Raw genomic sequence first — 25,518 nt, 5'->3', positions numbered from 1 at the left:
GCCGGTCAGCGGGCGATCGGGGCAGTGCGCGCGGCGGTGAGTTTGATCAGGTCAGCGGGGGAGAGGCCGAGATCGAGACCCCGGCGGCCGCCGGAGACATAGACGGTTTCGTGGACCGAGGCGGTCTCGTCGACCACCGTGGGCAGCAGCCGCTTCTGGCCGATCGGGCTGATCCCGCCGACCACGTACCCGGTGATCCGCTCGGCCGCCGCGGGATCCGCCATCGTCGCCTTCTTGCCGTTCAGCGCGGCGGCGACCGCCTTCAGATCCAGCTGCTTGTCGACCGGTACGACGCCCACCGACAGCTTCCCGTCCACATCGACGAGTAGCGTCTTGAACACCTGCTCCGGCAGGAGACCGAGCGCTTCGGCAGCCTCCAGCCCGTACGACTTGGCCGCCGGATCGTGCTCGTACGTGTGCGTCGTGAACGTCACGCCGGCCTTCGTCAATGCGACCGTCGCCGGGGTGCCCTGTCCGCTCTGTTTCCCTTTCGCCACGCCAGAACCCTACGACGTCCGCTCCTGCGCGTTCTGGCTGTCCGGCAGGAGGCGCACGCAGCAGTGCGCGGGTCTCGGTTCGAGAACCGCTTGCAACCCAGTGCCGCCGAGCCCGTCGAGTAGCCCGCCGAGCAGGTGCAGCGTCATGGTGCAGACCAGGTCGGGGTGGTTCTTGGCCAGCGCCTTGAACGGACAGTTGGCCAGCTCGATGGCCGAGCCGTTACGCCGGGGCTCGAAGCCGTGCGCCTGCAGCACCTCGGCGAGCGGCTTGCCGGGATGGGTTCGGCCGACGGATTCGCCGTACTGGCGGGCTCGCCGGTCCAGTGCTTTGCGGGGTGAGCCGCCCGAGGCCTCGGCGTCCTCCATCGCGGCCGCGAGGAGTTGCCCGGCGACGTCGTACTGGCGTTCGGGGAGAGACACCCCGATCTCGCGGTCCGAGCGTTGGTAGAGCTTGGCCGGGCGGCCCGCGCCGGGTCCGGTCCGGCCGGTACGCCGCTCGTGGGTGACCGTGAGCAGGCCCTCGTCGACGAGCCGGTCGAGATGGAACGCGGCCGTGGTCCGGGGCAGGCCGAGCGCGCTGGCGGCGTCGTCGCGGCTGATCGGGGCCGACTCGGCGACGACATGGTCGTACAGCCGGCGCCGGGTCGGTTCGTCCAGCGCGGCCACCGCCTGGATGCTCGCGTCCGTCGGCTGGTCCACGAGGTGATTCTATCTCCAACTTTCGTTGACGAAACACCTACGTGGCTTTTAAGGTCGATCGTTCTCGATCAGTGGAGGCGCCAGATGACCATGATTCGTACGGAGCTCGATCCGGCCGGGCTCGACGAGCCGGCCGCGCAGCCGAAGGCGGGCCGACGGGCGACGCCGTTGCACGTCGTCGGTGGGCGTCCGGAGATCGACCTTGCCGCCGCCGAGCGGGCAGTGGCCGATCTGCTGGTGGCGCTCGGGCGTGACCCGCACAGTGCGCACCTGGCCGAGACACCCCGGCGAGTGGCCCACGCGTACGCCGAGATGCTCACGCCCCGCGAGTTCGAGCTGACGACGTTCCCGAACGACGAGGGGTACGACGAACTGGTGCTGGCCCGGAACATCCCGGTCCAGTCACTCTGCGAGCACCACATGCTGCCGTTCGAGGGCGTCGCGCATGTCGGCTATCTGCCGGGCGAACGCATTCTCGGGCTGTCCAAGCTGGCGCGCGTCGTGGAGCTGTTCGCGCGTGACCTGCAGGTGCAAGAGCGGCTGACCAAGCAGGTCGCCGACTGGCTGCGCGACCACCTCGCACCCAAGGGTGTGGGCGTGGTGATCGAGGCCGAGCACCAGTGCATGTCGCTCCGCGGTGTCCGCGCGATCGGCTCCCGGACGGTCACGTCAGCGCTGCACGGCATGCTCCGCGACAGCCCCGGCTCGCGTCAGGAGTTCTTCGCGCTCACCGGTATCTCCGCGAACTGAGTTCTCCACGGCCCCCGGCATCGGGCCGGCTGGAGGACGCGGGGCGCGGCGTACCGGCGTACGGGTCAGGCGGTGGCCACCGCCGGTGGGTGGTGGGTGTGGCGGCCGGTGGCCAGGATGTGCGCGACCTCCCCTGGCAGCAGGTCGGTGCCGGGGACCGGTTCCATCTCGGAGACGTCGAGCCAGCGAACGACGGTCGAGCCGCAGTGGCCGTGGACGGCGAGGATGGAGTCGAGATCGGGCCAGACCGCTGTCGACGGGTTCGGGCCGTGCCAGCGCAGGGCCACCGAGCCGTCGGTGAAGACGCACCCTTCGGCGACCGTTCCGGTGCCGGAGACGCCGCTGATGTCGGCGTACCTGACGAGTTCGAAAGTCTGGGGTTTCACCGGCGGACCTCTTCGGTCCCGGCCGGGCGGAGGGCCCGCTGCGCAGTTCTGGATGCCGTGCTGGATTCGTTGCTGGGATGGCCTGAGGGAGTTGCCATGGTCCTTTCCCCGGAAGTCGGCGTGGTTCAGGGCATTCGCCACAAACCGGGGACCGGTACGGACTGTCAGCGGGGAAGGACGGTCTGTAGCGACTCATTCACTGCAAATCAAGGTAGAACCAACCGGCCGGACACGCCAGGGGTCATCGGGCGTGTCTCGAACTTCGCTGCGGTTTGACGCTCGCGGGGCGCTCAGCTCCTGACAAATCAGGCACTGAATGGACGGTTGGCGTGGTCGAATGGCGAAGTGTTCCTGACGATCGCCACCCGCTCCACCGGCGCCGAAGTTCCCGCGACCGATCTCGGATTCCTTTTGCACAAGAACCCGGCGCGACCTCAGTCGGTGGAGGTCGCCGGTGGGGTGGCGCATGTGGTGTACCCGGAGGCGACGGCGGAGCGCTGTACCGCGGCGGTGCTGCTCGAGGTGGACCCGATCGCGCTGGTCCGCTCGGGGAAAGGGCGCGCCGCGGAGGGGTTCACGCTCGGGCAGTACGTGAACGATCGCCCGTACGCCGCGTCGAGTCTGCTGGCGGTCGCGCTCGGAAAACTCTTCCGTACTGCGATGAACGGCCGCTGCGACGCACGTCCTGAGTTGGCGGCCCAGTCGATCCCGCTGGAAATCCACATCCCTGCCCTCCCGTGCCGGGGCGGTGTCGCGCTGGCCGGTCGCTTCTTCGAGCCGCTCGGTTGGAGCGTTGATGCTCGGCCGATCGCGCTTGACCCGGAGATTCCGTCCTGGGGTGATTCGCGCTATGTCGACCTCCACCTGACGGGCGTACTCCGGTTGGCCGACGCCCTCAACCACCTGTACGTCCTCCTCCCGGTCCTGGACGACACCAAGCACTACTGGGTCGGCACCGACGAGATCGACAAACTCATCCGAGCCGGCGAAGGCTGGCTCGCCAACCACCCCGAAAAAGCACTGATCTCCCGCCGCTACCTCGCCCACCGCCGCAACCTCACGGACACAGCCCTCGAACGGATGGCCGAGGCAGACGGCGACCTCCTCCACGAAGAGCCCGCCACCGAGGTAGGCGACAACCTCCCCGCCTCGGCTGACCCGACCGTGGCCGCTGCGGGTGCCCCACCCAATCCCTCGACCTCTCCCGAGACGCCCGCTGGCATCGCTGGCGATGCAGCGCCGCTTTCGCTTGGCGTGCAGCGGCGGGAGGCCGTGTTGGAGGTGCTGCGTGAAGTTGGTGGTCGGCGGGTGGGGGATTTGGGGTGTGGGGAAGGGGTGCTTGTGGGGGAGTTGTTGAAGGATGGGCGGTATGACCAGGTGGTGGCTACCGATGTTTCTTCGCGGGCGCTCGGGTTTGCTGAGCGGCGACTGCATGTGGGGGAGATGTCTGATCGGCAGCGGGAGCGGCTTCGGTTGTTTCAGTCTTCGGTGACGTATGCCGATGCGCGCTTGGCCGGGCTGGACGCCGCGGTGTTGATGGAGGTTGTTGAGCACGTTGACCCACCGCGGTTGCCCGCGTTGGCGAAGGCGGTGTTCGGCGCCGCTCGGCCGGGGGCGGTGGTGGTGACTACGCCGAACTCGGAGTACAACGTGCGGTTCGAGACGTTGCCTGCCGGGGAGTTCCGGCATCCCGACCACCGGTTCGAGTGGACGCGGATCGAGTTCCAGACCTGGGCGGAGTCGGTCTGTACGTCGTACGGGTACTCCGTGGAGTTCCGCCCGGTCGGACCCGATGACCCCGAGGTGGGTCCGCCGACGCAGCTTGCGTTGTTCCGGCGGAAGGAGGCCGTCTGATGGCGACCATCGACGTACCGGCGCTGAGTCTGGTCGTGCTGGTCGGCGCCAGCGGTTCGGGCAAGTCGACCTTCGCGCGCAAGCACTTCCTCGGCACCGAGGTGATCTCCAGCGACGTCTGCCGCGGACTCGTCTCGGACGACGAGAACAACCAGGCTGCCACCAAGGACGCCTTCGAGGTCCTGAACTTCGTCGCCGGCAAGCGCCTCGCCGCGGGCCGACTGACCGTGATCGATGCGACCAACGTGCAGCCGGAAGCACGCAAAGAGCTGGTAGCGCTCGCCCGCGAGCACGACGTGTTGCCGGTGGCAATCGTTCTCGATCCGCCCGAGCAGGTCTGCGTGGCGCGCAACGACCTGCGCCCGGACCGGCAGTTCGGCAAACAAGTGGTGATCCGGCAGCGGTCGCAACTGCGACGCGGCCTGAAAAGCCTTAAACGTGAGGGTTTCCGCGCCGTCCACGTGCTCTCCTCGGTCGAGGAGATCGATGCCGCCGGCATCGAACGCACCCGGCTGTTCAACGACCTCACCGACCAGACCGGCCCGTTCGACATCATCGGCGACATCCACGGTTGCCGGGCCGAGCTGGAGCAGCTGCTCACGACCCTCGACTACACCCTCACCCGTGACGAGCACGGCCGCCCGATCAACGCCGAGCACGCCACCCGACGCGCGATCTTCGTCGGCGACCTCGTCGACCGCGGCCCGGACACCCCCGGCGTACTGCGCCTGGTGATGGGCATGGTTGCCGCAGGCAACGCCTACTGCGTGACCGGCAACCACGAGGACAAGCTGCTCCGCTCGATGCGCGGCAAGAAGGTGCGGATCAACCACGGTCTGGCCGAGTCGCTGGAGCAGCTCGCAGCCGAGCCGGAGGAGTTCCGCGCGGAGGTCGCGACCTTCATCGACGGGCTCATCTCGCACTACGTCTTCGACGGTGGCAACCTGGTCGTCTCGCACGCCGGCCTGGTCGAGCGCATGCACGGCCGTACGTCGGGTCGCGTCCGCTCGTTCTGCCTGTACGGCGAAACCACCGGTGAGACCGACGAGTTCGGCCTGCCGATCCGCTACCCCTGGGCCAACGAGTACCGCGGTCGCGCGATGGTCGTCTACGGTCACACGCCCACGCCGGAACCGGAGTGGATCAACAACACGATCTGCCTCGACACCGGCTGCGTGTTCGGCGGTTCGCTGACCGCGCTGCGCTATCCCGAGCGCGAGCTGGTCCAGGTCGAGGCAGCCGAGCAGTACTACAAGCCGGCCAAGCCGCTCCACGTGCCGGCCGCACCTGAGCGGGAGCCGGATGTCCTCGACATCACCGACGTGGTCGGCCGGCGCGTGATCGAGACCGCGACCCACGGCCGGATCAGTGTCCGCGCGGAGCAAGCCGGTGCGGCGCTGGAGGTGATGAGCCGCTTCGCGATCGACCCGCGGTTCCTGCTCTACTTGCCGCCGACGATGAGCCCGGTCGCGACCTCGCCGCTGCCCGGACTGCTGGAGCACCCGGCGCAGGCGTTCGAGGCGTACAAGGCGCAGGGCGTCACCGAGTTGGTGTGCGAAGAGAAGCACATGGGCTCACGGGCCGTCGTACTGCTGACCCGCGATGACGACGTCGCCGAGAAGCGGTTCGGGCTCGCTGGGCGAGGAGCCGTTCACACCCGAACCGGACGCTCGTTCTTCGACGCGACACTGACGGACGAGTTGCTCCTCCGGCTGCGTTCGGTCGTCGAAGAAGCCGGCCTTTTCGACGAGCTGGACACCTCGTGGTTGCTGCTGGACGCGGAGCTGTTGCCGTGGAGCGCGAAGGCAGGTGAGCTGCTCCGCAACCAGTACGCCGCTGTCGGTGCGGCCGCGCGAGCTTCGTTGCCTGCCGCAACAGTTGCCCTGGAATCCGCTGCAGCAGCAGGCCTTGATGTCTCCGCGTTGCTCGCGCGCGCTCAACGCCGTACTGCGAACGTGGAGCTCTTCAGTGCGGCGTACCGGCGGTACTGCTGGCCGACCGACGGGCTGGGCGGGGTGCAGTTGGCGCCGTTCCAGCTGCTGGCGTCGGAGGGCGCGACGTACCAGGAGAAGCCGCACGCCTGGCATCTCGCAGTGGCCGACCGATTGGTTGCCGCCGGCCCCTCTCTGGTTGCGCCGACCCGTCGGCTGTTTGTCGACCTGGAGACCTGGGATGCCGGGATCGAGTGGTGGGAGGAGCTGACCAGCGCTGGGGGAGAGGGCATGGTGGTGAAGCCCGCGGCCAACCTGGTTCGAACCGCGAAGGGGTTGGCGCAGCCGGGGTTGAAGGTCCGCGGGCAGGAGTACCTGCGGATCATCTACGGCCCGGACTACACCGAGCCGGAGAACTTCTCCCGGCTGCGTGACCGCAAGCTCGGCCACAAGCGGTCCCTCGCCCTCCGCGAGTACGCCGTAGGCCTGGAAGCCCTCGAACGAGCCGCCCGCGGCGAACCACTCTGGCGCATCCACGAATGCGTCTTCGCCGTCCTCGCCCTCGAGTCCGAACCGGTCGACCCCCGCCTCTAGCCGGGGGAAGCCCGGGCCGCCCAGCGGGCGCCCCGGGCTAGCTCGTTTTTCAGAAGTGCTTGTCAAGGCAAAGGTTTTCCCTCTAGGGTCTGTGCAATGTCACACGGCACTGTGAGGAATCCGATGAGAAGCCGACCTGGGGCGGTCCGAACCAGCGCGGGCGCGGTCCAGCCGCTGGCCACCGACGCGGTACAGCTGACCGGCGGCCTGCTGGCCGACTGGCAGCGCCGGAACCGGTCCGCGACCATCCCGCACGCGATCACCGAGCTCCGCAAGGCGGGAAACCTCGACAACCTGCGCCGCCTGCTCGAGCCCACCGCCGAGCCGTACCGCGGCCGCTACCCGTTCCTCGACACGGACATCTACAAGACGCTCGAAGGCCTCGCCTACGAGCTCGGCGGCGACGGCGAGCCGGCCGACGCGCGGGCCTTCTTCGAGGAAGCCGTCGAGCTTCTCGAGCAGGCCCAGGCCGACGACGGCTACCTCAACTCGTACTTCCAGGACCCCGACCAGGCCAAGAAGCCGTGGGAAGACCTTGCCTGGGGCCACGAGCTGTACAACCTCGGTCACCTGATCCAGGCAGCCGTCGCGGCGAACCGTCAGTTGGACGACGCCAGACTCCTCACCATCGCGTGCCGCTTCGCCGACCTGGTGGTCCAGAAGTTCGGCGCCGAGGGGACGGAGGCGGTGTGCGGTCACCCCGAGGTCGAGATGGCCCTGGTCGAGCTGTACCGCGAAACCGGCAACCGTGATTACCTCACGCAAGCCCAGCTGTTCGTGGACCGGCGGGGTCACGGCCATCTCAAGTACGCCCTCATGCCCGCCGAGTACTTCCAGGAGAACGCGCCTTTCCGCGAACTCCCGTCGGTCATCGGCCACGCAGTACGGATGGCCTATCTCGCCGCAGGCGCAGCGGACGTCCACCTGGAGACGGGCGACGAGACGCTGCTGGCCGCGTTGGAGCGGCTCTGGGACGACATGGTCGCGACCAAGCTCTACCTGACCGGCGGCCTCGGCAGTAGGCACTCCGACGAGGCGATCGGCGACCGGTACGAGCTGCCGTCCGAACGCTCCTACAGTGAGACCTGCGCCGCGATTGCGACCATGCAGTGGGGGTGGCGGATGTTCCTCGCCACCGGCGCCGCGAAGTACCTGGATGTCTTCGAGACGGTCCTCTACAACGCTTATGCCGTTGGACTTTCGCTCGACGGTGCCGCGTTCTTCTACGACAACCCGCTGCAACGCCGCCCCGATCACGAGCAGCGCAGTGGCGCGGAGAACGGCGGCGAGCCGCTGCGGCGGTCCTGGTTCGGCTGCCCCTGCTGCCCGCCGAACGTCGTCCGCTGGATGGCGCAACTGCAGGACTATGTGGCAGCGCAGCGAACCGACACGCTCTACCTCGGCCTGTACGCCGATGCGCGCGTCGACACCGGCGCTTTCGCCGTCCAGATGCGGACCAGCTACCCGTGGGACGGCGAGATCCGGATCACCGTCGAGCACGCGCCGGACAGCGAGCAGACTCTCGCCCTGCGCATCCCCAGCTGGGCTGACGAAACAGAGCTCGTGGTCAACGGCACCCCGGCCGACGCCACGGCCGAGGACGGCTGGCTGACCGTGACCCACGTCTTCACCGCCGGCGACGAACTCCAGCTGGTACTACGGATGCCGGCCCGCGCCCACGGCTCCCACCCGTACCTCGACGCCACCCGAGGCGGGATCGCCGTTGCCCGCGGCCCCCTTGTCTATTGCCTCGAGCAACAAGACACCGAGGCTCCGGTCGACGACCTGCTCCTCGACGTCGCCTCCGTCACAGCTGCTCGGACCACCAAGAGCCCGATCGCGCCGGGTGCCATCGCGCTCGCGGTCACAGCGGGTGTGGCCCCAACGCCACCCACCGACCTCTACCCCGTACTACGGGAACAGCCCGCCGTCAGCAGCCCGGACAGCGAGGTGACGGCCACCTTCGTCCCGTACTTCCTCTGGGGCAACCGCAGGGCGCAGGCGATGCGCGTCTGGTTGCGCCAGGCCTGACTCACCAACCACCCGGGGCTCGTCGAGCCCGCGAACCGGAAGAAGTGCCGATGAAACGATCGACGATGCTGGCAGGACTCCTGCTGTCCGGCTCACTCGCACTGACCGCCTGCTCGGGGAACGCGACCGGCGCGGCCAAGAACTCCGCCGGTCCCGGCGGTCCCGCCGCCACCGGCGGGACCGTCCAGGTCCTCGCCAACGCCGGGTTCTCGCACCTCGACCCGGTCCGCGGTTTCGACGGCGGGGTGAACAACTTCTACCGGCTGATCTACCGCACGCTGACCACGCAGGGGGCCGCGCCCGGCGCGGAGGGGACGAAGATCGTGCCCGACCTCGCGACGGACACCGGCAAGCCGACTGACGGCGGCAAGACCTGGACGTTCACGCTGAAGGACGGCGTGACCTTCGAGACCGGCGCGCCGATCACCAGCGCGGACGTGAAGTTCGGAGTCTCCCGGGCCTGGGATCCGGAGATCGGCATCGGCTCGCCGTACGCGAAGCAGATCATCGCCGCGCCCGCGAGCTACCAGGGTCCGTACAAGTCGGGCGAGCTGCCGACCATCGAGACGCCGGACGCGAAGACCATCGTGTTCCATCTGAAGAAGCCGTACGCCGACTTCGGCAGCGTGGTCGCGCAGAACACGTTCGTCCCGGTCCCCAAGGGTGCCGGCGCCGGGACCTCGCTCGACAGCAAGCCGATCGCGTCGGGTCCGTACAAGGTGGCGGAGTACAAGCCGGGTGCGGCGCTGAAGCTGGTCCGCAACGACAAGTGGGACGTCAAGACCGACTCGGTCCGCGCGGCGAAGCCGGACGGGTTCCAGTGGACCTTCGGGCTGGACGCGGCCACGATCGACGAGCGGATGATCGCCGGTCAGGGCACCGACGCCAATGCCATCGCGGGCACCATCCAGGCCGCCTCGGTGGCCCGGGTGCAGACGCCCCAGCTGAAGCAACGGACGCTGACCGGCCTCGGCGGCTGTACGACGTACATGGGGCTGAACACCACGAAGAAGCCGCTGAACGATGTGAAGGTCCGGCAGGCGATCAACTTCGCCGTGAACAAGCAGACCGTGCGGGACGCGGTCGGCGGTTCGACCCTGGCCGAGCTCGCCACCAGCATCCAGCCGCCGACCGTGGTCGGCCGGGTGGACTACAACCCGTACCCGAGCCCGGACGGCAAGGGTGACATCGAGGCCGCGCGCAAGCTGCTCGCCGAGGCCGGTCAGGCCGACGGCTTCACTTTCACTCTCGATACCCGCGCCCAGCCGAAGATGCAGGCGATGGCGGTGGCGATCCAGCAGGCCCTGGCGCCGTTGAAGATCACGGTCAAGATCAACATCATCGACACCTCCACGTACTACGAGGTGATCGGTACGCCGTCGCAGCAGCACGACGCGGCGATCACCGGCTGGTGCCCGGACTGGCCGTCGGGTGCGACCTTCCTGCCGCCGCTGTTCGACGGCCGCAACATCACCGCCAAGGGCAACGGGAACCTGTCCCAGCTGAACGACCCGGCGGTGAACGCGAAGATCGACGAGATCGCGGCGATGAAGGACGTCACGGCTGCCAACGCGGCGTACGGCGAGCTGGACAAGCAGATCATGAAGCTCGCCCCGATGGTGCCGCTGCTGTACGAGAAGGTGCTGATCGTTGTCGGTAGCAACATCGCCGGCGCCTACCTGCACGACGGCTTCTCCGGTGGCATCGACCTGGTCTCGGTCGGTCTGACGGACGCCGGGAAGTAGCCGATGTCGACGAGCCCGACCCTGCTCGAGGTCGAGGAGCTGGGGGCCACCACCGGTGGCCCCCAGGCCCGGCCGATCCTGGCCCGACTCGCCCGCGACAAGGCAGCGCTGCTGTGCCTGGCGTTCCTGCTGGTCGTCGTCCTGATGGCCGCGTTCGCGCCGCTGATCACCAAGCTCAGTGGCTGGGGACCGTACGAGTTCGACTCCAGCGCGATCGACTCCGCCCTCGGCGGGGTGCCGCACGGAGCGCTCGGTGGTGTCAGCGATGAGCACTGGTTCGGTGTCGAGCCGCAGAACGGGCGCGATCTGTTCGCCCGGATCGTGTACGGCGCCCGGGTCTCGATCACGATCGCGATCTCGGCCACCGTGCTGACCGGCGTACTGGGTGTCGTCCTCGGCATGCTGGCCGGGTTCTACCGCGGCTGGGTCGACCAGTTGATCTCGCGGCTGATGGACTTCCTGATGGCGTTCCCGGCGCTGATCTTCATGATCGCGATCCTGTCCTCGCTGCCGGCCGGGAACCGTCCCGTGCTGCTGGTGGTGGTGATCAGCGCGTTCGGCTGGCCGTACCTGGCCCGGGTGATCCGCGGTCAGACGATGACGCTGGCCAACCGTGAGTTCGTCGAGGCGGCCCGCGCGTCCGGGGCGAAGAACCTGGCGCTGGTGTTCCGGGAGATCCTGCCGAACCTGCGCGGCTCGATCATCGTGATGTCGACGCTCGCAGTACCGGGCTACATCGGGACGGAGGCCGGCCTGTCGTTCCTCGGGGTCGGCGTGACGCCGCCGACCGCGTCCTGGGGCCAGATGATCTCGAGCTCGGTGAGCTGGTACTCGGTGGATCCGATGTTCTTCGCGATCCCCGGTGCGTTCCTGTTCCTCACGGTGCTGTCGCTGACCGTGCTCGGCGACAAGATCCGCTCGCTGATCGACGCCGGGGAGGCGGTCTGATGACGCGGTACGTGATCGGCCGGCTGGGCGGCGTACTGCTGATCCTGCTCGCCGTCTGCCTGTTCACCTATCTGATCTTCTTCAAGCTCTCGCCGGACCCCGCGGTGATGATCTGCGGCAAGACCTGTACGCCGGACCGGATCGACTCGATCCGCACCGTGCTCGGTCTCAACCAGCCACTGCTGACCCAGTTCTGGGAGTTCCTGCAAGGAATCTTTGCCGGCCGCAACTACGGTACGGCGCACTGCTCGGCACCCTGTCTCGGCTACAGCTTCCAGACCAACGAGCCGGTCTGGTCGATGATCACTTCCCGCCTCCCGGTGAGCATTACGGTCGCGGTCGGCGCGGCCGTCCTGTGGCTGCTCGCCGGAGTGGTCGGTGGGCTGATCAGCGCGGTCAAGCAAGGAACCTGGTGGGATCGGAGCGCGATGGCCCTGGCCTTGACCGGAGTCAGCGTTCCGAACTACGTGCTCGCGCTCGTTCTGCAGTACGTCCTGGTCGTCAAGCTTCAGGTTCTGCCCTTCCCGTCGGCACCGGCGTTCGGTGACAACCCGGCGCTGTGGTTCGAGTCCTACCTGATGCCGTGGACCGTGCTGGCGATCGGCTACGCCTGCCTGTACGCCCGGCTGACCCGGGCCAACGTGATCGACACCCTGGCCGAGAACTTCGTCCGGACCGCCCGGGCGAAAGGGCTGCACCGCTCGCTGATCCTGCGCAGGCACGCGCTCCGGCCGGCGCTGACCCCGATCACGACCATCTTCGGGATGGACTTCGCCGGACTGCTCGGCGGCGCGCTGATCACCGAGACGGTGTTCGGCCTGAACGGGATCGGCAAGCTGGCCGCCGACTCGATCGCGAAGAACGACCAGCCGGTGATCATGGCGGTCACCCTGCTGGCCGCCTTCTTCGTTGTCGTCGGCAACGTGGTGGTGGACCTCGTCTACACCGCCCTCGACCCGAGAGTGAGGATCACGACAGCATGAGCGAAGCACTGTTCGTGGTGGAGGATCTCACCGTCACGCTGCCCACCAGCCGCGGCCCGGTCGACGTTGTGAAGAACGTCTCGTTCACCGTCGACCGGGACGACACGGTCGGGATCGTCGGCGAGTCTGGTTCCGGGAAGTCGATGACTTCACTGGCCGTGCTCGGCCTGCTGCCACCAGGCGCTCGTACGACGGGGAGCATCCGGCTGGACGGTCAGGAGTTGCTGGGCCGATCCGAGGCGGAGCTACGCAGTATCCGCGGCAACGAGATCTCGATGGTCTTCCAGGACCCGCTGTCGGCGCTGAATCCCTACTACACCGTCGGATTGCAGATCGAGGAGGGCTACCGGGCGCATCGGGGCGGCTCCCGTCGCGAGGCCCGCCGGGTCGCGATCGAGGCGCTCGAGCGGGTCCACATCCCCGACCCGGGCCGCCGGATCGACCACTACCCGCATCAGTTCTCCGGGGGTCAGCGGCAGCGCATCATGATCGCGATGGCCTTGTGCTGCTCGCCCGCACTGCTGATCGCGGACGAACCGACCACCGCACTCGACGTGACCGTCCAGGCGCAGATCCTGAAGCTGCTGGCCGAGTTGCAGCGCGAGACCGGTACCGGCCTGATCTTCATCACGCACGACCTGGCGGTGATCAGTTCGATCGCGCGGCGGGTGCTGGTGATGTGTGAGGGCAACGCGGTGGAGTACGGCACGGCCGAGCAGATCTTCTCCGATCCGCAGCACGAGTACACCCGCGCACTGCTCGACGCAGTACCGCGGATCGACGATCTGGTACCGGCCGTCGAGGCCGCCGCCGGGGAGGTGCCGGCGTGAGTCTGTTGCGGGTCAAGGATGTGACCAAGCAGTTCGTCACTCGGGGCCAAGGCGGGTTGCTGGCGCCCAAGGTGCCGTTCACGGCGGTGGACCGGGTCAGCTTCGACGTCGAACTGGGGGAGACGCTGGCGATCGTGGGGGAGTCGGGCAGTGGGAAGTCGACCACCGCCCGGATCGCCGCCCGGTTGCTCGATCCGACCAGCGGCACGTTGGAGTTCGAGGACGAGGACATCACTCGTGCTTCCGGGAAGCAGTTGGCGCGATTCCGCAACGACGTACAGGTGGTGTTCCAGGACCCGTTCTCGTCGCTGAACCCGCGGTACACGGTGGAGCGGATCGTCACCGCGCCGTTGGCCTACCAGGGCATCGCGCCCAAGGGTGGCGGGCGGGCTTTCACCAAGGAGCTGATGGAGCGGGTCGGGCTGAACCCGGACCACTCCTCGCGGTACCCGTCGCAGTTCTCCGGCGGCCAGGCGCAGCGGATCGGGATCGCCCGGGCGCTCGCGGTCGGCCCGAAGCTGGTGATCTGCGACGAGGCGGTGTCGGCGCTGGACGTCTCGATCCAGGCGCAGATCCTCGAGCTGCTGGTCCGGTTGCAACGGGAGAGCGGGTTCAGCTACATCTTCATCGCGCACGATCTGGCCGTCGTCCGGCAGATCGCGCAGCGGGTCGCGGTGATGAACAAGGGCAGAATCGTGGAGCTGGGGTCGCGGGACGAGGTCTTCGACCGGCCCCAGGACGAGTACACCAAGACGCTGCTGGCGGCGGTTCCGCGGATCAACCCGGAATGGGACCGCAAGCGGCGGTTGCGCGAACAGGAACGGATGGCGAGCAGATGACCAGCTACACGATTCCCGGTATGCACGTCCGCGAGCACTCGGTGGAGGTCCCGCTGAACTGGTGGGACGACAGCGATCCGCGGCGGATCACGGTCTTCGCCCGCGAGCTGGTGGACCCTATGCGCCAGCACGAGGAGTTGCCCTGCCTGCTCTTCCTGCAGGGTGGACCCGGTGGCAAGTCGCCCCGGCCGCTTGACCCGTCCGGCTGGATAGGGGAGGCGTTGAAGCGCTATCGGGTCGTCCTGCTCGACCAGCGCGGTACGGGTCGCAGTACGCCGGTCACTGGGCGGCGGATGGACTCCTTCGCGTCGGCGCAGGAAGCGGCTGACTACCTGGCGTGCTTCCGGGCCGACTCGATCGTGGCCGACGCCGAGCACCTGCGCAGTACTGTGTTCGGCGGTGCGAAGTGGTCGACGCTGGGGCAGAGCTATGGCGGCTTCATCACCATGGCCTACCTGTCGCGGGCTCCCGAGGCGCTGACGGCCTGCTATGTGACCGGCGGGCTCCCCTCGGTGACGCCCGATGCGGCAGAGGTTTACCGGCGGACGTATCCGCGGGTGGAGACCAAGAATCGGGAGTTCTACCAGCGGTACCCGCACAACGTCGAGCGGGTGGCGGCGATCGCGGACCGGCTCGCGGCCGGCGACGTACGGCTGCCGGACGGCGACCTGCTGACGGTCCGCCGGTTCCAGTCGCTCGGGATCGACTTCGGGATGAAGCCCGGGTACGAGCGGATCCACTGGCTGGTCGACGAGGCGTTCGCCGGCGACGAGCTGTCGGACACGTTCCTGAGCCAGGTGATGAGCTTGAGCTCGTACGCCGACGGTCCGCTGTTCGCCGCGTTGCAGGAGGCCTGCTACGGGTCGGGTCCAGGTGCGACCGGGTGGGCGGCGGAGCGGGAGCGGGCGGCTCACCCGCAGTTCGCGGAGACCGCCAGGCCGCTGCTGTTCACCGGCGAGATGATCTACCCCTGGATGTTCGAGGAGATCCGCGTACTGCGTCCGTTCCGGGCAGCCGCGGAGCTGCTGGCGGCCCGCACCGAGTGGAGCGAGCTGTACGACCTCGACCGGCTGGCAGCGAACGACGTACCGGTGGTGGCTGCGGTGTACTTCGACGACATGTACGTCGACTCAGGGCTGCAGCTGGAGACGGCTGGGCGGGTCGGGAACCTGCGGCCGTGGGTGACCAACGAGTTCGAGCACGACGGACTGCGGCTGTCCGACCGGGTGTTCACCCATCTGACCGAGCTGGTCCGATCCGTCGGCGGCGGAGTCTGACCGGCTCGCCGGAGCCCGGGAGATTCGCTCCCGGGCACGTCATGGCCGACAATGTGGCCGTGTCGACCACGAGTGGGGGCTCTACGGGATGAGTGCGGATTCGGTCCAGCCGCTGCCGAGCGTTCGCAGGCTGAAGCGGGAGAACCTGCGCGACAGCGTGGCCCACGCCCTGCGAGCCGCCGTCATCTCCGGTGAGATGGAGCCCGGCACCGTGTACTCCGCGCCGATGCTCGGGGCGAAGTTCGGGGTGTCGGCCACGCCGGTGCGCGAGGCGATGCTCGACCTGGTCAAGGAGGGCCTGGTCATCTCGCTGCCCAACAAGGGCTTCCGGGTGACCGAGATGTCGGACGAGGACCTCGACAACGTCACCAAGCTGCGGCTGCTGATCGAGCCGCCGACCGTGCGCGACGTCGTACCGCTCATTCCGGACGCGGACATCCCCAGGCTGCGGGAGCTGGCTGAGGACATCGTGGTCGCGGCCGAGGCGGGCAACCTGGTCGACTACATCGAGGCGGACCGGGTCTTCCACGTCACCCTGCTCGCGTACAGCGGCAACCCGCGGCTCGTGGACGTCGTGTCCGACCTGCGGTCACAGACCAGGCTGCTCGGCCTGACCCCACTGGTGAAGAGCGGCCGCCTGGTCCAGTCGGCCGCCGAACACCACGAGCTGGTCGACCTGGTGGCCGCCCGCGACGCCACCGGCGCCGAACAACTCATGCTCCGCCACATAGGCCACGTCCGAGGCCTCTGGGCCGGCCACCCCCAACCGGAGTCCTGAGCCCGCTAGCCTGTTGAGTCGCCAGCCGTCGGCGTCAGCTGACCGCCGCGGTGAGGCGCCGGCCGTCGGGTCAGCTGACTGCTTCGGTGAGGCGCGGCCCGTCGGGTCAGCTGACTGCTTCGGTGAGGCGGTTGAACTCTTCGTCGGTGAGCTCGAGCTTCGCGGCTGCCACGTTGTCCTCCAGGTGCGCGACCGAGGAGGTGCCGGGGATCGGGAGCATCACGGGGGAGCGCTTGAGCAGCCACGCCAGCGCGAGCTGCGACGGGCTCGCCCCGTGCTCCTTGGCGATCGCGTCGAGCGGGCCGCCGGTTTTCGCGAGGTCGCCCGTGGCCAAGGGGAACCACGGAATGAAGGCGAGGTTGTTCTGCTCGGCGTACTCGAGAACCGGCTCGTCATTGCGCTGACTCAGGTTGTAGAGGTTCTGCACCGACACGATCGGAGCGGTCTTGGCCGCTTCCTCGATCTTTTCGACGCTGACCTGGGAAAGCCCGATGTGCCGGATCTTCCCCTCCGCCTGCATCTTCGCCAACTCACCAACCTGATCAGCCACCGGCACCTTGGGATCAATCCGGTGCAGTTGCAGCAAATCGATCCGCTCCAGCCCCAGATGCCGAAGACTCAACTCAACAGCCTGCCGCAAATACTCCGGCCGCCCCACCGGAGCCCACTTCCCCGGCCCACTCCGGGTAAAGCCCGCCTTGGTGGCGATCACCAGATCATCGGCGTACGGATGCAACGCCTTCTTCAGCAACAAATCCGCAGTAAACGGCCCATAAGCATCGGCCGTATCAATGAAGTTGACCCCCAACTCCACCGCCCGCCGCAAAACCCGAACCGCCCCCTCCGGATCCGCCGACTCCCCCCAAACCCCAGCCCCCGGCAACTGCATAGTCCCGTACCCAAGCCGCCGAACCGTCAGGTCCCCACCGACCGAAAACTCCCCAGCCGCCGCCGCAACAACTTCAGTCATAGCGATCTCCTTCAGCCCAGGTTGAGCGTAGAGGCTGCCTTTGCTGCTGCGTCGTCGCCGTAGGCGGAGGCTAGGCGGGCGAGGAAGGCGGGGCGGTTGAGGGTGTATTCCTGGGTGCCGACTGTTTCGAGGACTGTGGTGGCGAGGGTGCAGCCGACCTGGGCGGCGGCTTCGTGGTCGAGGTTGGCTACGCGGGCGGTGAGGTAGCCCGCGCGGAAGGCGTCGCCGCCGCCGGTCGGGTCGACCAGGCCGGGGGTCGGTACGGCCGGGACCTTCGCCAGGATTCCGTCGGCGTTCTCGATCACCACGCCGTCGCCACCGTGCGTGGTCACCCGGACGCCGACCCGGGACAGGATCTCGTCGTGGCTCCAGCCGGTCTTCTGGACCATCAGGCCGGACTCGTACTCGTTGCTGAACAGGTATGTCGCGCCGTCGATCAGCTCGCGGATCGGCTCGCCGTCCATCCGGGCCAGCTGCTGGGACGGGTCGGCGGCCACCGCGATGCCGTTCGCCTTGGCCAGCTTGGTGTGCCGCAGCATGCCGTCCGGGTCGTCGGCGCCGATCAGCACCAGGTCGATCCCGCCGGTCGCGGCGTGGAGCGCGCCGAGGTCGATCTCCCGCGCCTCCGCCATCGCGCCGGTGTAGAACGAAGCGATCTGGTTGGCGTCCAGGTCCGTCGTACAGGTGAAGCGGGCGGTGTGCACGTTCTCGCAGATCCGGACGTGCGAGATGTCGACGCCGGCGGCGGCCAGCGCGGCGCCGTACTCCGCGAAGTCCGACCCGACCGAGCCGACCAGGAGCGACGGCCGGCCGAGCTGGGCCATGCCGTAGCAGATGTTGGCGGCCACCCCGCCGCGGTGCACGACCAGTTCGTCGACCAGGAACGACAGCGACACCTTGTGCATCTGCTCTTCGAGGAACTGGTCCTTGAAGCGTCCGGGGAAGGTCATCAGGATGTCGGTCGCGATCGATCCGGCGACGGCGATGCGCATACGAGGTCTCCTCGGAGGGGTGGGTGTCGTGCCTTTGGACAACCCGTAGAGACTACAGGCGAGACAACGACGACATTCAGGATGGCGGGTTTCGATGGGTAGTCAGGTTCTGGTCACCGACGAACTGCACGAGTACATGGTCGCGCACGGGATGCCGCTGGACGAGATCGCGAGCGACCTGGTCGCCGAGACCCGGTCGCTGGGTGGCGTCTCGGAGATGCTGACCACCGCGGACCAGGCAGCGCTGCTGACCACGCTGACCCGGCTGGTGTCGGCCCGCCGCGCGGTCGAGATCGGGACCTTCACCGGTTTCTCGGCGCTGGCGATCTCCCGCGGGCTGCCGGCCGACGGCGAACTGGTCTGCCTCGACGTGAGTGACGAGTGGACCTCGATCGGCCGCCGGTACTGGGAGCGGGCCGGTGTGGCGGACAAGATCGACCTGCGGATCGGTGACGCGCACGAGTCGGTGGCCAAGCTGGAGGGCGAGTTCGACCTCGCCTTCGTGGACGCGGAGAAGCCGGGCTACATCGACTACTTCGAGCAGCTGGTCCCGAAGATCCGCCCGAACGGCCTGCTGCTGTTCGACAACACGCTGGCCGGCGGCCGGGTGGTCGGCGAGCACGAGCAGGACCCGGTCGACCGCAAGGAGTTCAACGCGCACATCGCCGCGGACCAGCGGGTCGACGTGGTCATCCTCGGCATCGGCGACGGACTCACCCTGGTCCGGAAGCGGTGACGAAGGCCCAACCACGGCTGGCGGTGAAGGGCCTGCGGCACCTGTACGCCGATCGCCCGGTGATCGAGGACCTCACCTTCACCCTCGGCGCCGGCCGGGCGATCGCCCTGGTCGGCCCGAACGGGTCCGGCAAGACCACGGTGCTCAAGTGCATTGTGGGCTCCACCGAGCCGGCCGCCGGCGAGATCCTGCTGGACGGCGCGCCGATCGACGAACGTGCCGAGTCGGTACGCCGGGATGTCGCCTCGCTGCTCGACGACCTCGACTTCTTCCCCGACCTGACCGCTGCCGAGCATCTCGACCTGCTGGCCCGCGCCCACGGCAACGCCGAGCCGGAGGACCTGGTCGACACCGTGCTCGACGACGTCGGCCTGCTGAGCGCGGCCGACCAACTGCCCGGATCGTTGTCCTCGGGCCAGCGGCGACGGCTCGCGCTGGCGACGGCGCTGGTCCGGCCGCGGAAGTTGCTGGTCCTGGACGAGCCCGAGGCCCGCCTCGACGCCGAGGGAGTTGCCTGGCTGACCACCAAGCTGGTGGCGGAGAAGAAGACCGGTACGTCGATCCTGTTCGCCAGTCACGACGCGGCGCTGGTGGAGGCCGTCGCCGACGAGACCGTCACCCTGACCCCGCTGCCATGAGTACTGCGGACGGCCCGGTCGTCTTCGATCCGGCGGACTTCGGCGCGATCCCCTCGGCGCGATCGCTGCGGCGCTGGATGCGCAAGGTGCGCCGGGGCAAGGCGGATCGCACGTTCTGGCAGCAGTTCGAGGACGTGTACCTGATCCTCTTCGCCGTGGCCATGGTCGGTGCCACCGGCTCCAGCGTGCTGCTGGACCTCAACGAGAAATCAGCAGCCTGTACGTCGGGGTCGTGTTCCTGGTTGCTCGACACGGTGCCGTACATCCTGGTGCCGCTACTCGTCTCGACGATGCTGCGAGCTCTGTTGAGCATCGGGCCCGTGTCGTCTTCCCGCGCCACCGCGTTCTGGCTACTGGCGACACCGGTTGACCGTGCGTCGCTACTGCGTCCGTCGTACCGGCTGGTGGTCATTGTGGCTGCAGTGGTGGGAGCACTGGCGGCAGTAGTGGGCTGGGCGCTCTTCGGCGCCGCCTGGTCGACTGTGGGTGAGGCGGCCATCCTGACGACGGTCCTGCTTCTTTGTACTGCGTGCACCACGGTCTGGGCGCAACAGACAGCCACCCGCACCCGCTGGGCACTGCGGATAGCAGACGCCCTCCTGGTTGTTGCAGCAATCCCAGCGCTGCTGCTAGCCGCTCGCCCAGCGCCTGTCGCTGGTCAGTCGACCAGCTACGTGGTCATCACCGAGTACAGCCCGCTGGAGGAGCAGACGCTGGCGACCGCAGACATCCGGCTGTTGGTGGTCGGAGTGCTGGCGATGCTGGTCGCAGTCGTCCTGGTGATGCTGGCCGGGCGCACGCTCGGGCGGCTCAGTCGGCAGTCGGTTGTGGCTGGTGGTGATCTGCTTCAGGGGCTTGCCGGTGCAGCTATCACCTTGGACGTCAGCCTGCTCGCCGACGTCGTTGCCGGACGCCACTGGCGGATGAAGGGTCGCCTGAAGTCGCGCCGTGGCCGAGGGGCTGGGCCGGTGGCGATGATCCACCGGGAGTTCCTGCGCGTGCAGCGCTGGCCGCGCCGCCTGGTGATCGCCTTCGCCCTGCTGGTCGTCCCGTACGCCGTCGCCGGCACCGGGTACGACGTACTGGTGCCCCTCGCTGCGGGGCTGGCTGGCTTCGGGGCCGTGCGGCCGCTGATGGACGGGCTGCGATCGGTGTGCCGGTCTGGTGGGTTGGTGCGAGCGCTGGGGTTCGACCTTCGCGAGTTGCGCGTGATCATGTCCGTAGTACCGGGCGGGTTTGCTGTTGTGTGGGCTGCGCTGGCTGAGCCGGCGTTGGGGAGTCCGGCCGTGGCGTTCGCCGTTGCGGCCGGGATGCTCACGGGGGCTGTCCGGCAGGCGTCGGCCCGGCCGCCGTCGTACAGCGGCCCGCTCGTCGCCTCGCCGATGGGAGCCATCCCGCCGGGGCTGTTCTCGACCCCGATGCGCGGCTTCGACCTGCTGCTGATCTGCCTGGCGCCGGTGCTCCTGGGCCTGAGCGACCTGTGGGTGGTGATCGTGCCGTCGATCGTCGGCATGATCCTCTTCGCCGTACAACCGAAACAAAGCTGAGCGGTCAACCGGCTTTGCGGTTGCTGGCGTGCGCAGGTACCTTGTAGCGCATGGTAGCGGAGAGAGTCTTCACCCAGCTGCGCCGCGGCACGCTCGAGTTCTGCGTGCTCGCGCTGCTGCAGGGCGAGGAGCGCTACGGATTCGAGCTGGTGAAAGAGCTCGGCGACGTCGATGGGCTGGTGACCACCGAAGGGACCATCTACCCGCTGCTGGCGCGGTTGCGGCGGGAGGGCCTGGTGGACACCACCTGGCGCGAGTCGGACTCGGGGCCGCCACGGCGGTACTACAAGACCACTGACCAGGGACGGCAGGCGCTGGCCGCGTTCGCCGCGGACTGGGAGAGGTTCCGCAACTCGGTCGACACCGTACTGGGGCGAGGGAGACAGGGATGAACGTGCAGAACGACGCGGACCGGCTGGTCGACGACTACCTGCGCCGGCTGGCCACGGCGGCGGAGCCGCTGCCGGAGGCACGGCGTACCGACCTGCTGACCGAGGTCACCGCCCACATCGCCGAGGCGCGAGCCGCAGGTGCCGTGAGCGACGGCGAGGTCCGCGACATGCTGACCCGGCTGGGTGCGCCGGACGAGATCGTGGCGGCCGCGACCGACGGGTTGGTGCTGGTCGACGCGCCACCGCGGCTCCGCAGCCGGGACGTGTTCGCGCTGCTGTTCCTGGCCTGCGGCGGTTTCCTGTTCCTGGGCGGCTGGCTCATCGGGGTCGCGCTGCTGTGGGCCTCCGACCGCTGGACGACCCGGGAGAAGTGCCTCGGCACGCTGATCTGGCCGTTCGGGTACGCCTTCATCGGGTTCCTGCTCGAGCACGCCCCTTCCATCGACATCCCGGTCTGGCCCGCGCGGGTGGGCTGGCTGCTGATCATCGTGACCCAGACCGCGATGGTGTCGCTCCTGTTCCAGAACGCGCGCCCGAAGCGAGCTACCCGCGGCTGACCCTCACTCGTGGGACAACCACTTGCGCTCGATCTCCCGCGGTACGTCGATGTCGAAGTGCCGCGCAAGCAGCAACAGCTGGCAGAACGCATCCGCGAACTCCAGCTGAAAGGCATCCCGCAGCTCCTCGGCGGACTTCCCCTTGGCACGCGACCGCCCGGTGACCTGCAGGTACGCCTGGGTGAGCTCGCCGATCTCCTCCTGGAGCTTCAGCAGGAACCAGTCGCCGTCCCGCTCGAACCCGACGTGCTCCCCGTACCGAGCCGACAACTTCTCCAGCCGGTCTGACAACTCCATGATCTCCACACGCCCACCCAATCACAGCGCTCCGACAGCCCAGGGAGGGCCAGAATGGGTGGATGGACAGGGCTGTGGAGTGGCTGCTGGCTTCTGAGGAGCCGGCGGTTCGTGGGATAACGCGCCGGGACCTGTTGGGCCGGCCGTTCGGTGAGGACGTACTGCGGGGTGGGAAGGTGCAGGCCTTGCTGGCGGCCCCGCCGGAGCGGCGTTCGTACCAGAAGTGGAAGGGGGCACACTGGCGGATCGTCTCGCTGGTGGAGCTCGAAGTACCGGCTGGGGAGCCGCGAGCGGTTGCGGCGGCGGAGCAAGTGCTGACTGACCGGATGGCTTCGTTGCGCTACAAGGTGCCGGTCATCGAAGGCCTGGCACGTCGCTGTGGGTCGATCGAGGGCAATGCGTTGGGTGCTTGCTCCAGGCTGGGAATAGCGGAGGATCCCCGCGTGCAGAGACTGGCGGAGGGGTTGCTGGAGTGGCAGTGGCCCGATGGGGGCTGGAACTGCGACAGGAACCCTGCTGCTCACCGGTCGTCGTTCCACGAGACGCATGCGGCGGCGTGGGGTCTGCACGAGTACTGGCGGGCTACTGGCGACGAGGCGGCGCGCGAGGCCGCAGTACGGGCTGGGGAGTTGTTCCTGGAGCACCGGGTGTTCCGGACCCTCGGTACGGGTGAGGTGATCAACAAGCGATGGCTGCAGCCGAGCTATCCGCCGTACTGGCACTACGACATCCTTCAAGCCCTGCTGGTGTTGTCGCGGCTCGGTCTGGTCAAGGACGAGCGAGCTGGCGACGCACTGGACGAGCTGGAGAGCCAGCGGCAGTCGGACGGGCTGTGGCACACCAGGCTGCAGTGGTGGCGTCCCGCGGGTGGCTCCAGCGCTCAGGAGGTCGTGGACTGGGGTCGCACCGGTCCGAACGAGCTGGTGACCCTCAACGCCCTGCGGTGCCTGAAGGCGGCAGGACGTTGAGGGCAAACCCCTAGGGGAAGTTCACGACGGTGGCTTCATTGCTGGCGGAGTTGGACGGTCCGCCGGTGTTGTTGATGACGTGGTTGATCGTTCCGCGACCGCCGAGGGAGACGGTGATCATGTTGTGGAACCGCACGCCCGGTTTGACCGGTACTTCGAACGCCCGCTCGGCCACGATGCTCGCGTCCGAGGTGAAGACGCAGTAGCTGCCCAGCCCCCACGCCTCATGGGTGGTGACCGAGTCCGCGACCTTGTACGCCGCGTAGCCGCGGGTCGAGCCGTTCATCCAGGCCGCCTGGTTCGGCGGGTCGTACGGCATTTCGTTCTGGTAGAAGTACGTCCGCCCGCCGTTCCCGTTCCAGATCGTCTGGTACTTCTGGTAGTGCTCCACGAACAGCCCGTACGCCGTCACGTCGTTGCCGTTGACAACCAATCCGGTGTCGGCCGTGTTCACGGTCCAGCCGACCCCGTCGCGATGGTCACCCCGCCACAGCCAGACGTGGTCGAGGATCACGTTGTTGCTGTTGATCCGCAACGTCTCGGTCGCCTTGCCGACGGCCGAACCGCCGATCCGGTAGTAGACGTCGTGTATCGAGGTCGGGTTCGCCGAGTGGTTGGCCGACGAGCCCGCCTGGCCGATCTCCATCAGCAGCGGCGAGTTGGTCGGTGCCGCGTCGATCAGCAGACCGGCGAGCTTGACACCGTCGACGTCGGAGACGGTGATCGACTGGGTTCCGTTGGTCGGCATCAGGGTCGCGAGACCGAGACCGAGCACGACGGTGTTCGCGCGGGTGATCCGCAATGTGTCGCTGAGCTTGAAGACGCCCGGCGTGAACAGCAGGTTCTTGCCCGCGGCAAGTTGTGCGTTGAGAGTCGCCGCGGTGACACCTGGCTTGGCGATGTAGAACTGGTCGATCGGCAGTGACTCACCCGCCGGGCTGCCGCTCATCCAGCCAGGGCCGGCCGAGTTCGCCTTGAGCGCGGGGACGAACACCCTGTAGTTGCCAGCAGCATCGATGTACAGATAGGGCTTCTCCCGGATGATCGGGGTCTGCGCGATCTTGGTGTAGCCGGGGTCCGGGAAGCCGCCTGCGGGTGCGTTCTGGGCACCGACGAAGACATGGTTCCAGTTCTGGCCGGTCCAGCTTCCCCAGCTGGTGTTGCGGGACAGCCACTGCTGCTGGCTGCCGGACCGGACCTGGCCGTCGACGACCGTGTCGGCCATGAAGCCACCGCTGGCCCAGCCGCCGTCGTCGAGCGCGAGATTGCCCTTCAGATGCATCCGCCGGTACGCCGATGCCTGGCTGACCGCCCAGCGGTCGAGCCCACCCGGGGGAGTGACGGTCAGCCCTTCGGCACCACGCCAGAAGTTGTGCGTCGCGTTCTGCGGCGGGAACCAGTCGGCCTCCACGTGCACGGCGCCGTTGATGTTCACGCTGCCCGGCGTGAGTCCGAGCCCGGCGACCTGGGTGAAGAATCCGACGTTGGCACTCACGTTGTAGGTGCCCGGCTTGAAGAGCAGCGCGTACCGCTGTTCGCCGTACTGGTTGGTCTCCTGCTGCCGGAAGACGGAGTCGAGCTTGGCCTGGATGGTGCTCTGCGGCATGGACGGGTCGAAGATCGACACGTTCGGGCCGAGGTCCGGCTGGCCGGCTGGCGGGTCGGTCGGGGGAGTGCCGTCCACGGGGTTGATCCTGAACGATTGGGCAGCGGTGCCGTTGCAGGTGTACTGCTGCAGTTGGAGTCCGTCAGCGGTCGAGGCACCCGGTACGTCGAGGCACTTGCCGCTGTTGCGGTTGACGAGGTGGTAGGCGCCGTCGGCCTCCTCGACCGGCAGCCACTGCTGGTTGAGGCCGTTGCCGTAGGCCCACAGTTGGATCGGCGCGCTGTCGGCGGTCGAGACGTTGGTGACGTCGAGAGCCTGCGCAGCGTTGTTGAGAGCGTTGACCCGGACGTAGCCGTTGCTGGTCGGTTGGAACTGCCACTGCTGGGCGTTGGTGTTGTTGCACGCCTGCTGTTGGACCGCAGTACCGTTCGCTGTCGCGGCGGCGCGCGCGTCGACGCACTTGCCGCTGTTCTTGCTCACCACGGTGTTCCAGCCGGTGGGCGAGATCGCGGCGCTCGCGGCGGGGGATGCGGCAACGGTCAGAGCTGTCGCGACCACGGCGGTCACCAGTGCCGCGGCGATCGCCGCGAACTGGCGGGTTCGCGGCGGCGGGCGGAGTGGGGCGCCTCCTGGAGTCATTGACTCTCCTCTGGAATTTTCGGGGACGGAATGC

Annotated in this window: 24 protein-coding genes; 17 read left to right on the top strand and 7 right to left on the bottom strand. The window is 68.1% G+C overall.

Annotation, left to right across the window (positions count from 1 at the left end; genetic code table 11):
• Nucleotides 1-5: 5 nt before the first annotated feature.
• Together ybaK and AB0F51_RS36290 are read right to left on the bottom strand one after the other, a co-directional pair.
• A complete protein-coding gene (gene ybaK, locus AB0F51_RS36295; RefSeq protein WP_360287743.1) occupies nucleotides 6-497 on the bottom strand; it encodes a Cys-tRNA(Pro) deacylase in 492 nt (163 codons plus the stop codon).
• A 9-nt stretch (nucleotides 498-506) separates the two neighbouring features.
• The gene (locus tag AB0F51_RS36290) at nucleotides 507-1,196 is read right to left on the bottom strand and encodes a helix-turn-helix domain-containing protein (RefSeq protein WP_360287741.1); all 690 of its coding nucleotides are present in this window, start codon (nucleotides 1,194-1,196) and stop codon (nucleotides 507-509) included.
• Between the two features lie 84 nt (nucleotides 1,197-1,280).
• On the opposite strand from AB0F51_RS36290, the gene folE reads away from it, so the two are divergent.
• Nucleotides 1,281-1,946 carry a GTP cyclohydrolase I FolE gene (folE, locus tag AB0F51_RS36285; protein WP_360287739.1) on the top strand — a complete coding sequence of 222 codons (666 nt, stop codon included), beginning with the start codon at nucleotides 1,281-1,283 and terminating at the stop codon, nucleotides 1,944-1,946.
• Between the two features lie 65 nt (nucleotides 1,947-2,011).
• Here folE and AB0F51_RS36280 read toward each other — a convergent pair whose 3' ends face one another.
• The gene (locus AB0F51_RS36280) at nucleotides 2,012-2,332 is read right to left on the bottom strand and encodes a hypothetical protein (RefSeq protein ID WP_360287737.1); all 321 of its coding nucleotides are present in this window, start codon (nucleotides 2,330-2,332) and stop codon (nucleotides 2,012-2,014) included.
• A gap of 345 nt (nucleotides 2,333-2,677) precedes the next feature.
• Between AB0F51_RS36280 and AB0F51_RS36275 the strand changes: the two genes are divergently transcribed.
• The 10 genes from AB0F51_RS36275 to AB0F51_RS36230 all read left to right on the top strand — a co-directional run bounded on the left by AB0F51_RS36275 (nucleotide 2,678) and on the right by AB0F51_RS36230 (nucleotide 16,142).
• A complete protein-coding gene (locus AB0F51_RS36275; protein ID WP_360287735.1) occupies nucleotides 2,678-4,186 on the top strand; it encodes a 3' terminal RNA ribose 2'-O-methyltransferase Hen1 in 1,509 nt (502 codons plus the stop codon).
• On the top strand, nucleotides 4,186-6,711 hold the full coding sequence (locus tag AB0F51_RS36270; RefSeq protein ID WP_360287733.1) for a polynucleotide kinase-phosphatase: 2,526 nt from the start codon (nucleotides 4,186-4,188) through the stop codon (nucleotides 6,709-6,711). Before AB0F51_RS36275 ends, AB0F51_RS36270 begins: the two co-directional genes overlap by 1 nt.
• Before the next feature lie 123 nt (nucleotides 6,712-6,834).
• Complete coding sequence (locus AB0F51_RS36265; protein ID WP_360287731.1) at nucleotides 6,835-8,742, top strand: beta-L-arabinofuranosidase domain-containing protein; 1,908 nt, start codon at nucleotides 6,835-6,837, stop codon at nucleotides 8,740-8,742.
• 50 nt (nucleotides 8,743-8,792) lie between these two features.
• Nucleotides 8,793-10,487 (top strand): ABC transporter substrate-binding protein, encoded by a 1,695-nt coding sequence (locus AB0F51_RS36260; protein WP_360287729.1) that lies wholly within the window; start codon nucleotides 8,793-8,795, stop codon nucleotides 10,485-10,487.
• A gap of 3 nt (nucleotides 10,488-10,490) precedes the next feature.
• Nucleotides 10,491-11,435 (top strand): ABC transporter permease, encoded by a 945-nt coding sequence (locus AB0F51_RS36255; protein WP_360287727.1) that lies wholly within the window; start codon nucleotides 10,491-10,493, stop codon nucleotides 11,433-11,435.
• Nucleotides 11,435-12,418, top strand: a complete 984-nt coding sequence (locus tag AB0F51_RS36250) for an ABC transporter permease (protein WP_360287725.1) — start codon at nucleotides 11,435-11,437, stop codon at nucleotides 12,416-12,418. The genes AB0F51_RS36255 and AB0F51_RS36250 overlap by 1 nt, the downstream gene beginning before the upstream one ends.
• The gene (locus tag AB0F51_RS36245; protein ID WP_360287723.1) at nucleotides 12,415-13,248 is read left to right on the top strand and encodes an ABC transporter ATP-binding protein; all 834 of its coding nucleotides are present in this window, start codon (nucleotides 12,415-12,417) and stop codon (nucleotides 13,246-13,248) included. Before AB0F51_RS36250 ends, AB0F51_RS36245 begins: the two co-directional genes overlap by 4 nt.
• Nucleotides 13,245-14,087 (top strand): ATP-binding cassette domain-containing protein, encoded by an 843-nt coding sequence (locus tag AB0F51_RS36240; RefSeq protein ID WP_360287721.1) that lies wholly within the window; start codon nucleotides 13,245-13,247, stop codon nucleotides 14,085-14,087. Before AB0F51_RS36245 ends, AB0F51_RS36240 begins: the two co-directional genes overlap by 4 nt.
• On the top strand, nucleotides 14,084-15,364 hold the full coding sequence (locus tag AB0F51_RS36235; protein WP_360287719.1) for an alpha/beta fold hydrolase: 1,281 nt from the start codon (nucleotides 14,084-14,086) through the stop codon (nucleotides 15,362-15,364). The genes AB0F51_RS36240 and AB0F51_RS36235 overlap by 4 nt, the downstream gene beginning before the upstream one ends.
• 88 nt (nucleotides 15,365-15,452) lie before the next feature.
• The gene (locus tag AB0F51_RS36230; RefSeq protein ID WP_360287717.1) at nucleotides 15,453-16,142 is read left to right on the top strand and encodes a GntR family transcriptional regulator; all 690 of its coding nucleotides are present in this window, start codon (nucleotides 15,453-15,455) and stop codon (nucleotides 16,140-16,142) included.
• 106 nt (nucleotides 16,143-16,248) lie between these two features.
• Here the strand turns inward: AB0F51_RS36230 and AB0F51_RS36225 are convergent, their stop codons facing one another.
• Together AB0F51_RS36225 and AB0F51_RS36220 are read right to left on the bottom strand one after the other, a co-directional pair.
• Nucleotides 16,249-17,112, bottom strand: coding sequence for an aldo/keto reductase (locus AB0F51_RS36225; protein ID WP_360287715.1), 864 nt, complete (start codon nucleotides 17,110-17,112; stop codon nucleotides 16,249-16,251).
• An 11-nt stretch (nucleotides 17,113-17,123) separates the two neighbouring features.
• Nucleotides 17,124-18,104 (bottom strand): carbohydrate kinase family protein, encoded by a 981-nt coding sequence (locus AB0F51_RS36220; protein WP_360287713.1) that lies wholly within the window; start codon nucleotides 18,102-18,104, stop codon nucleotides 17,124-17,126.
• A gap of 94 nt (nucleotides 18,105-18,198) precedes the next feature.
• On the opposite strand from AB0F51_RS36220, the gene AB0F51_RS36215 reads away from it, so the two are divergent.
• The 5 genes from AB0F51_RS36215 to AB0F51_RS36195 are packed head-to-tail and all read left to right on the top strand — an operon-like array spanning nucleotide 18,199 to nucleotide 21,974.
• Entirely contained in the window at nucleotides 18,199-18,840 is a 642-nt protein-coding gene (locus tag AB0F51_RS36215) for a class I SAM-dependent methyltransferase (RefSeq protein ID WP_360287711.1), read from the top strand.
• Nucleotides 18,837-19,478: an ABC transporter ATP-binding protein gene (locus tag AB0F51_RS36210; protein WP_360287709.1), complete on the top strand. Its 642-nt coding sequence runs from the start codon at nucleotides 18,837-18,839 to the stop codon at nucleotides 19,476-19,478. Before AB0F51_RS36215 ends, AB0F51_RS36210 begins: the two co-directional genes overlap by 4 nt.
• Nucleotides 19,475-21,025, top strand: coding sequence for a DUF6297 family protein (locus tag AB0F51_RS36205; RefSeq protein WP_360287707.1), 1,551 nt, complete (start codon nucleotides 19,475-19,477; stop codon nucleotides 21,023-21,025). The genes AB0F51_RS36210 and AB0F51_RS36205 overlap by 4 nt, the downstream gene beginning before the upstream one ends.
• A 50-nt stretch (nucleotides 21,026-21,075) precedes the next feature.
• Nucleotides 21,076-21,417 carry a PadR family transcriptional regulator gene (locus AB0F51_RS36200; protein ID WP_360287706.1) on the top strand — a complete coding sequence of 114 codons (342 nt, stop codon included), beginning with the start codon at nucleotides 21,076-21,078 and terminating at the stop codon, nucleotides 21,415-21,417.
• Nucleotides 21,414-21,974: a hypothetical protein gene (locus tag AB0F51_RS36195; protein WP_360287704.1), complete on the top strand. Its 561-nt coding sequence runs from the start codon at nucleotides 21,414-21,416 to the stop codon at nucleotides 21,972-21,974. Before AB0F51_RS36200 ends, AB0F51_RS36195 begins: the two co-directional genes overlap by 4 nt.
• Before the next feature lie 3 nt (nucleotides 21,975-21,977).
• Here the strand turns inward: AB0F51_RS36195 and AB0F51_RS36190 are convergent, their stop codons facing one another.
• Nucleotides 21,978-22,271, bottom strand: coding sequence for a pyrophosphatase (locus tag AB0F51_RS36190; RefSeq protein WP_360287702.1), 294 nt, complete (start codon nucleotides 22,269-22,271; stop codon nucleotides 21,978-21,980).
• Nucleotides 22,272-22,333: 62 nt separating this feature from the next.
• Between AB0F51_RS36190 and AB0F51_RS36185 the strand changes: the two genes are divergently transcribed.
• Nucleotides 22,334-23,239, top strand: coding sequence for a hypothetical protein (locus tag AB0F51_RS36185; protein WP_360287700.1), 906 nt, complete (start codon nucleotides 22,334-22,336; stop codon nucleotides 23,237-23,239).
• Between the two features lie 10 nt (nucleotides 23,240-23,249).
• Here AB0F51_RS36185 and AB0F51_RS36180 read toward each other — a convergent pair whose 3' ends face one another.
• Nucleotides 23,250-25,484, bottom strand: coding sequence for an RICIN domain-containing protein (locus tag AB0F51_RS36180; protein WP_360287698.1), 2,235 nt, complete (start codon nucleotides 25,482-25,484; stop codon nucleotides 23,250-23,252).
• Nucleotides 25,485-25,518: the final 34 nt, after the last annotated feature.

Origin of the sequence: Kribbella sp. NPDC023855 (assembly GCF_040639475.1) — a bacterium.
Taxonomy (GTDB): domain Bacteria; phylum Actinomycetota; class Actinomycetes; order Propionibacteriales; family Kribbellaceae; genus Kribbella.
The sequence above is the reverse complement of the archived record's forward strand: the minus strand, read 5'-3'. Positions and strand labels throughout refer to the sequence as shown.

What these genes read in the sequence shown, in the direction of transcription:
- AB0F51_RS36215 (WP_360287711.1), top strand. Translation starts at nt 18,199, where the DNA reads ATGGGTAGTCAGGTTCTGGTCACCGACGAACTGCACGAGTACATGGTC.
- AB0F51_RS36260 (WP_360287729.1), top strand. Translation starts at nt 8,793, where the DNA reads ATGAAACGATCGACGATGCTGGCAGGACTCCTGCTGTCCGGCTCACTC.
- AB0F51_RS36255 (WP_360287727.1), top strand. Translation starts at nt 10,491, where the DNA reads ATGTCGACGAGCCCGACCCTGCTCGAGGTCGAGGAGCTGGGGGCCACC.
- AB0F51_RS36265 (WP_360287731.1), top strand. Translation starts at nt 6,835, where the DNA reads ATGAGAAGCCGACCTGGGGCGGTCCGAACCAGCGCGGGCGCGGTCCAG.
- AB0F51_RS36230 (WP_360287717.1), top strand. Translation starts at nt 15,453, where the DNA reads ATGAGTGCGGATTCGGTCCAGCCGCTGCCGAGCGTTCGCAGGCTGAAG.
- AB0F51_RS36250 (WP_360287725.1), top strand. Translation starts at nt 11,435, where the DNA reads ATGACGCGGTACGTGATCGGCCGGCTGGGCGGCGTACTGCTGATCCTG.
- AB0F51_RS36235 (WP_360287719.1), top strand. Translation starts at nt 14,084, where the DNA reads ATGACCAGCTACACGATTCCCGGTATGCACGTCCGCGAGCACTCGGTG.
- AB0F51_RS36205 (WP_360287707.1), top strand. Translation starts at nt 19,475, where the DNA reads ATGAGTACTGCGGACGGCCCGGTCGTCTTCGATCCGGCGGACTTCGGC.
- AB0F51_RS36195 (WP_360287704.1), top strand. Translation starts at nt 21,414, where the DNA reads ATGAACGTGCAGAACGACGCGGACCGGCTGGTCGACGACTACCTGCGC.
- AB0F51_RS36220 (WP_360287713.1), bottom strand. Translation starts at nt 18,104, where the DNA reads ATGCGCATCGCCGTCGCCGGATCGATCGCGACCGACATCCTGATGACC.
- AB0F51_RS36245 (WP_360287723.1), top strand. Translation starts at nt 12,415, where the DNA reads ATGAGCGAAGCACTGTTCGTGGTGGAGGATCTCACCGTCACGCTGCCC.
- AB0F51_RS36180 (WP_360287698.1), bottom strand. Translation starts at nt 25,484, where the DNA reads ATGACTCCAGGAGGCGCCCCACTCCGCCCGCCGCCGCGAACCCGCCAG.
- folE (WP_360287739.1), top strand. Translation starts at nt 1,281, where the DNA reads ATGACCATGATTCGTACGGAGCTCGATCCGGCCGGGCTCGACGAGCCG.
- AB0F51_RS36270 (WP_360287733.1), top strand. Translation starts at nt 4,186, where the DNA reads ATGGCGACCATCGACGTACCGGCGCTGAGTCTGGTCGTGCTGGTCGGC.
- AB0F51_RS36225 (WP_360287715.1), bottom strand. Translation starts at nt 17,112, where the DNA reads ATGACTGAAGTTGTTGCGGCGGCGGCTGGGGAGTTTTCGGTCGGTGGG.
- AB0F51_RS36190 (WP_360287702.1), bottom strand. Translation starts at nt 22,271, where the DNA reads ATGGAGTTGTCAGACCGGCTGGAGAAGTTGTCGGCTCGGTACGGGGAG.
- AB0F51_RS36200 (WP_360287706.1), top strand. Translation starts at nt 21,076, where the DNA reads ATGGTAGCGGAGAGAGTCTTCACCCAGCTGCGCCGCGGCACGCTCGAG.
- AB0F51_RS36185 (WP_360287700.1), top strand. Translation starts at nt 22,334, where the DNA reads ATGGACAGGGCTGTGGAGTGGCTGCTGGCTTCTGAGGAGCCGGCGGTT.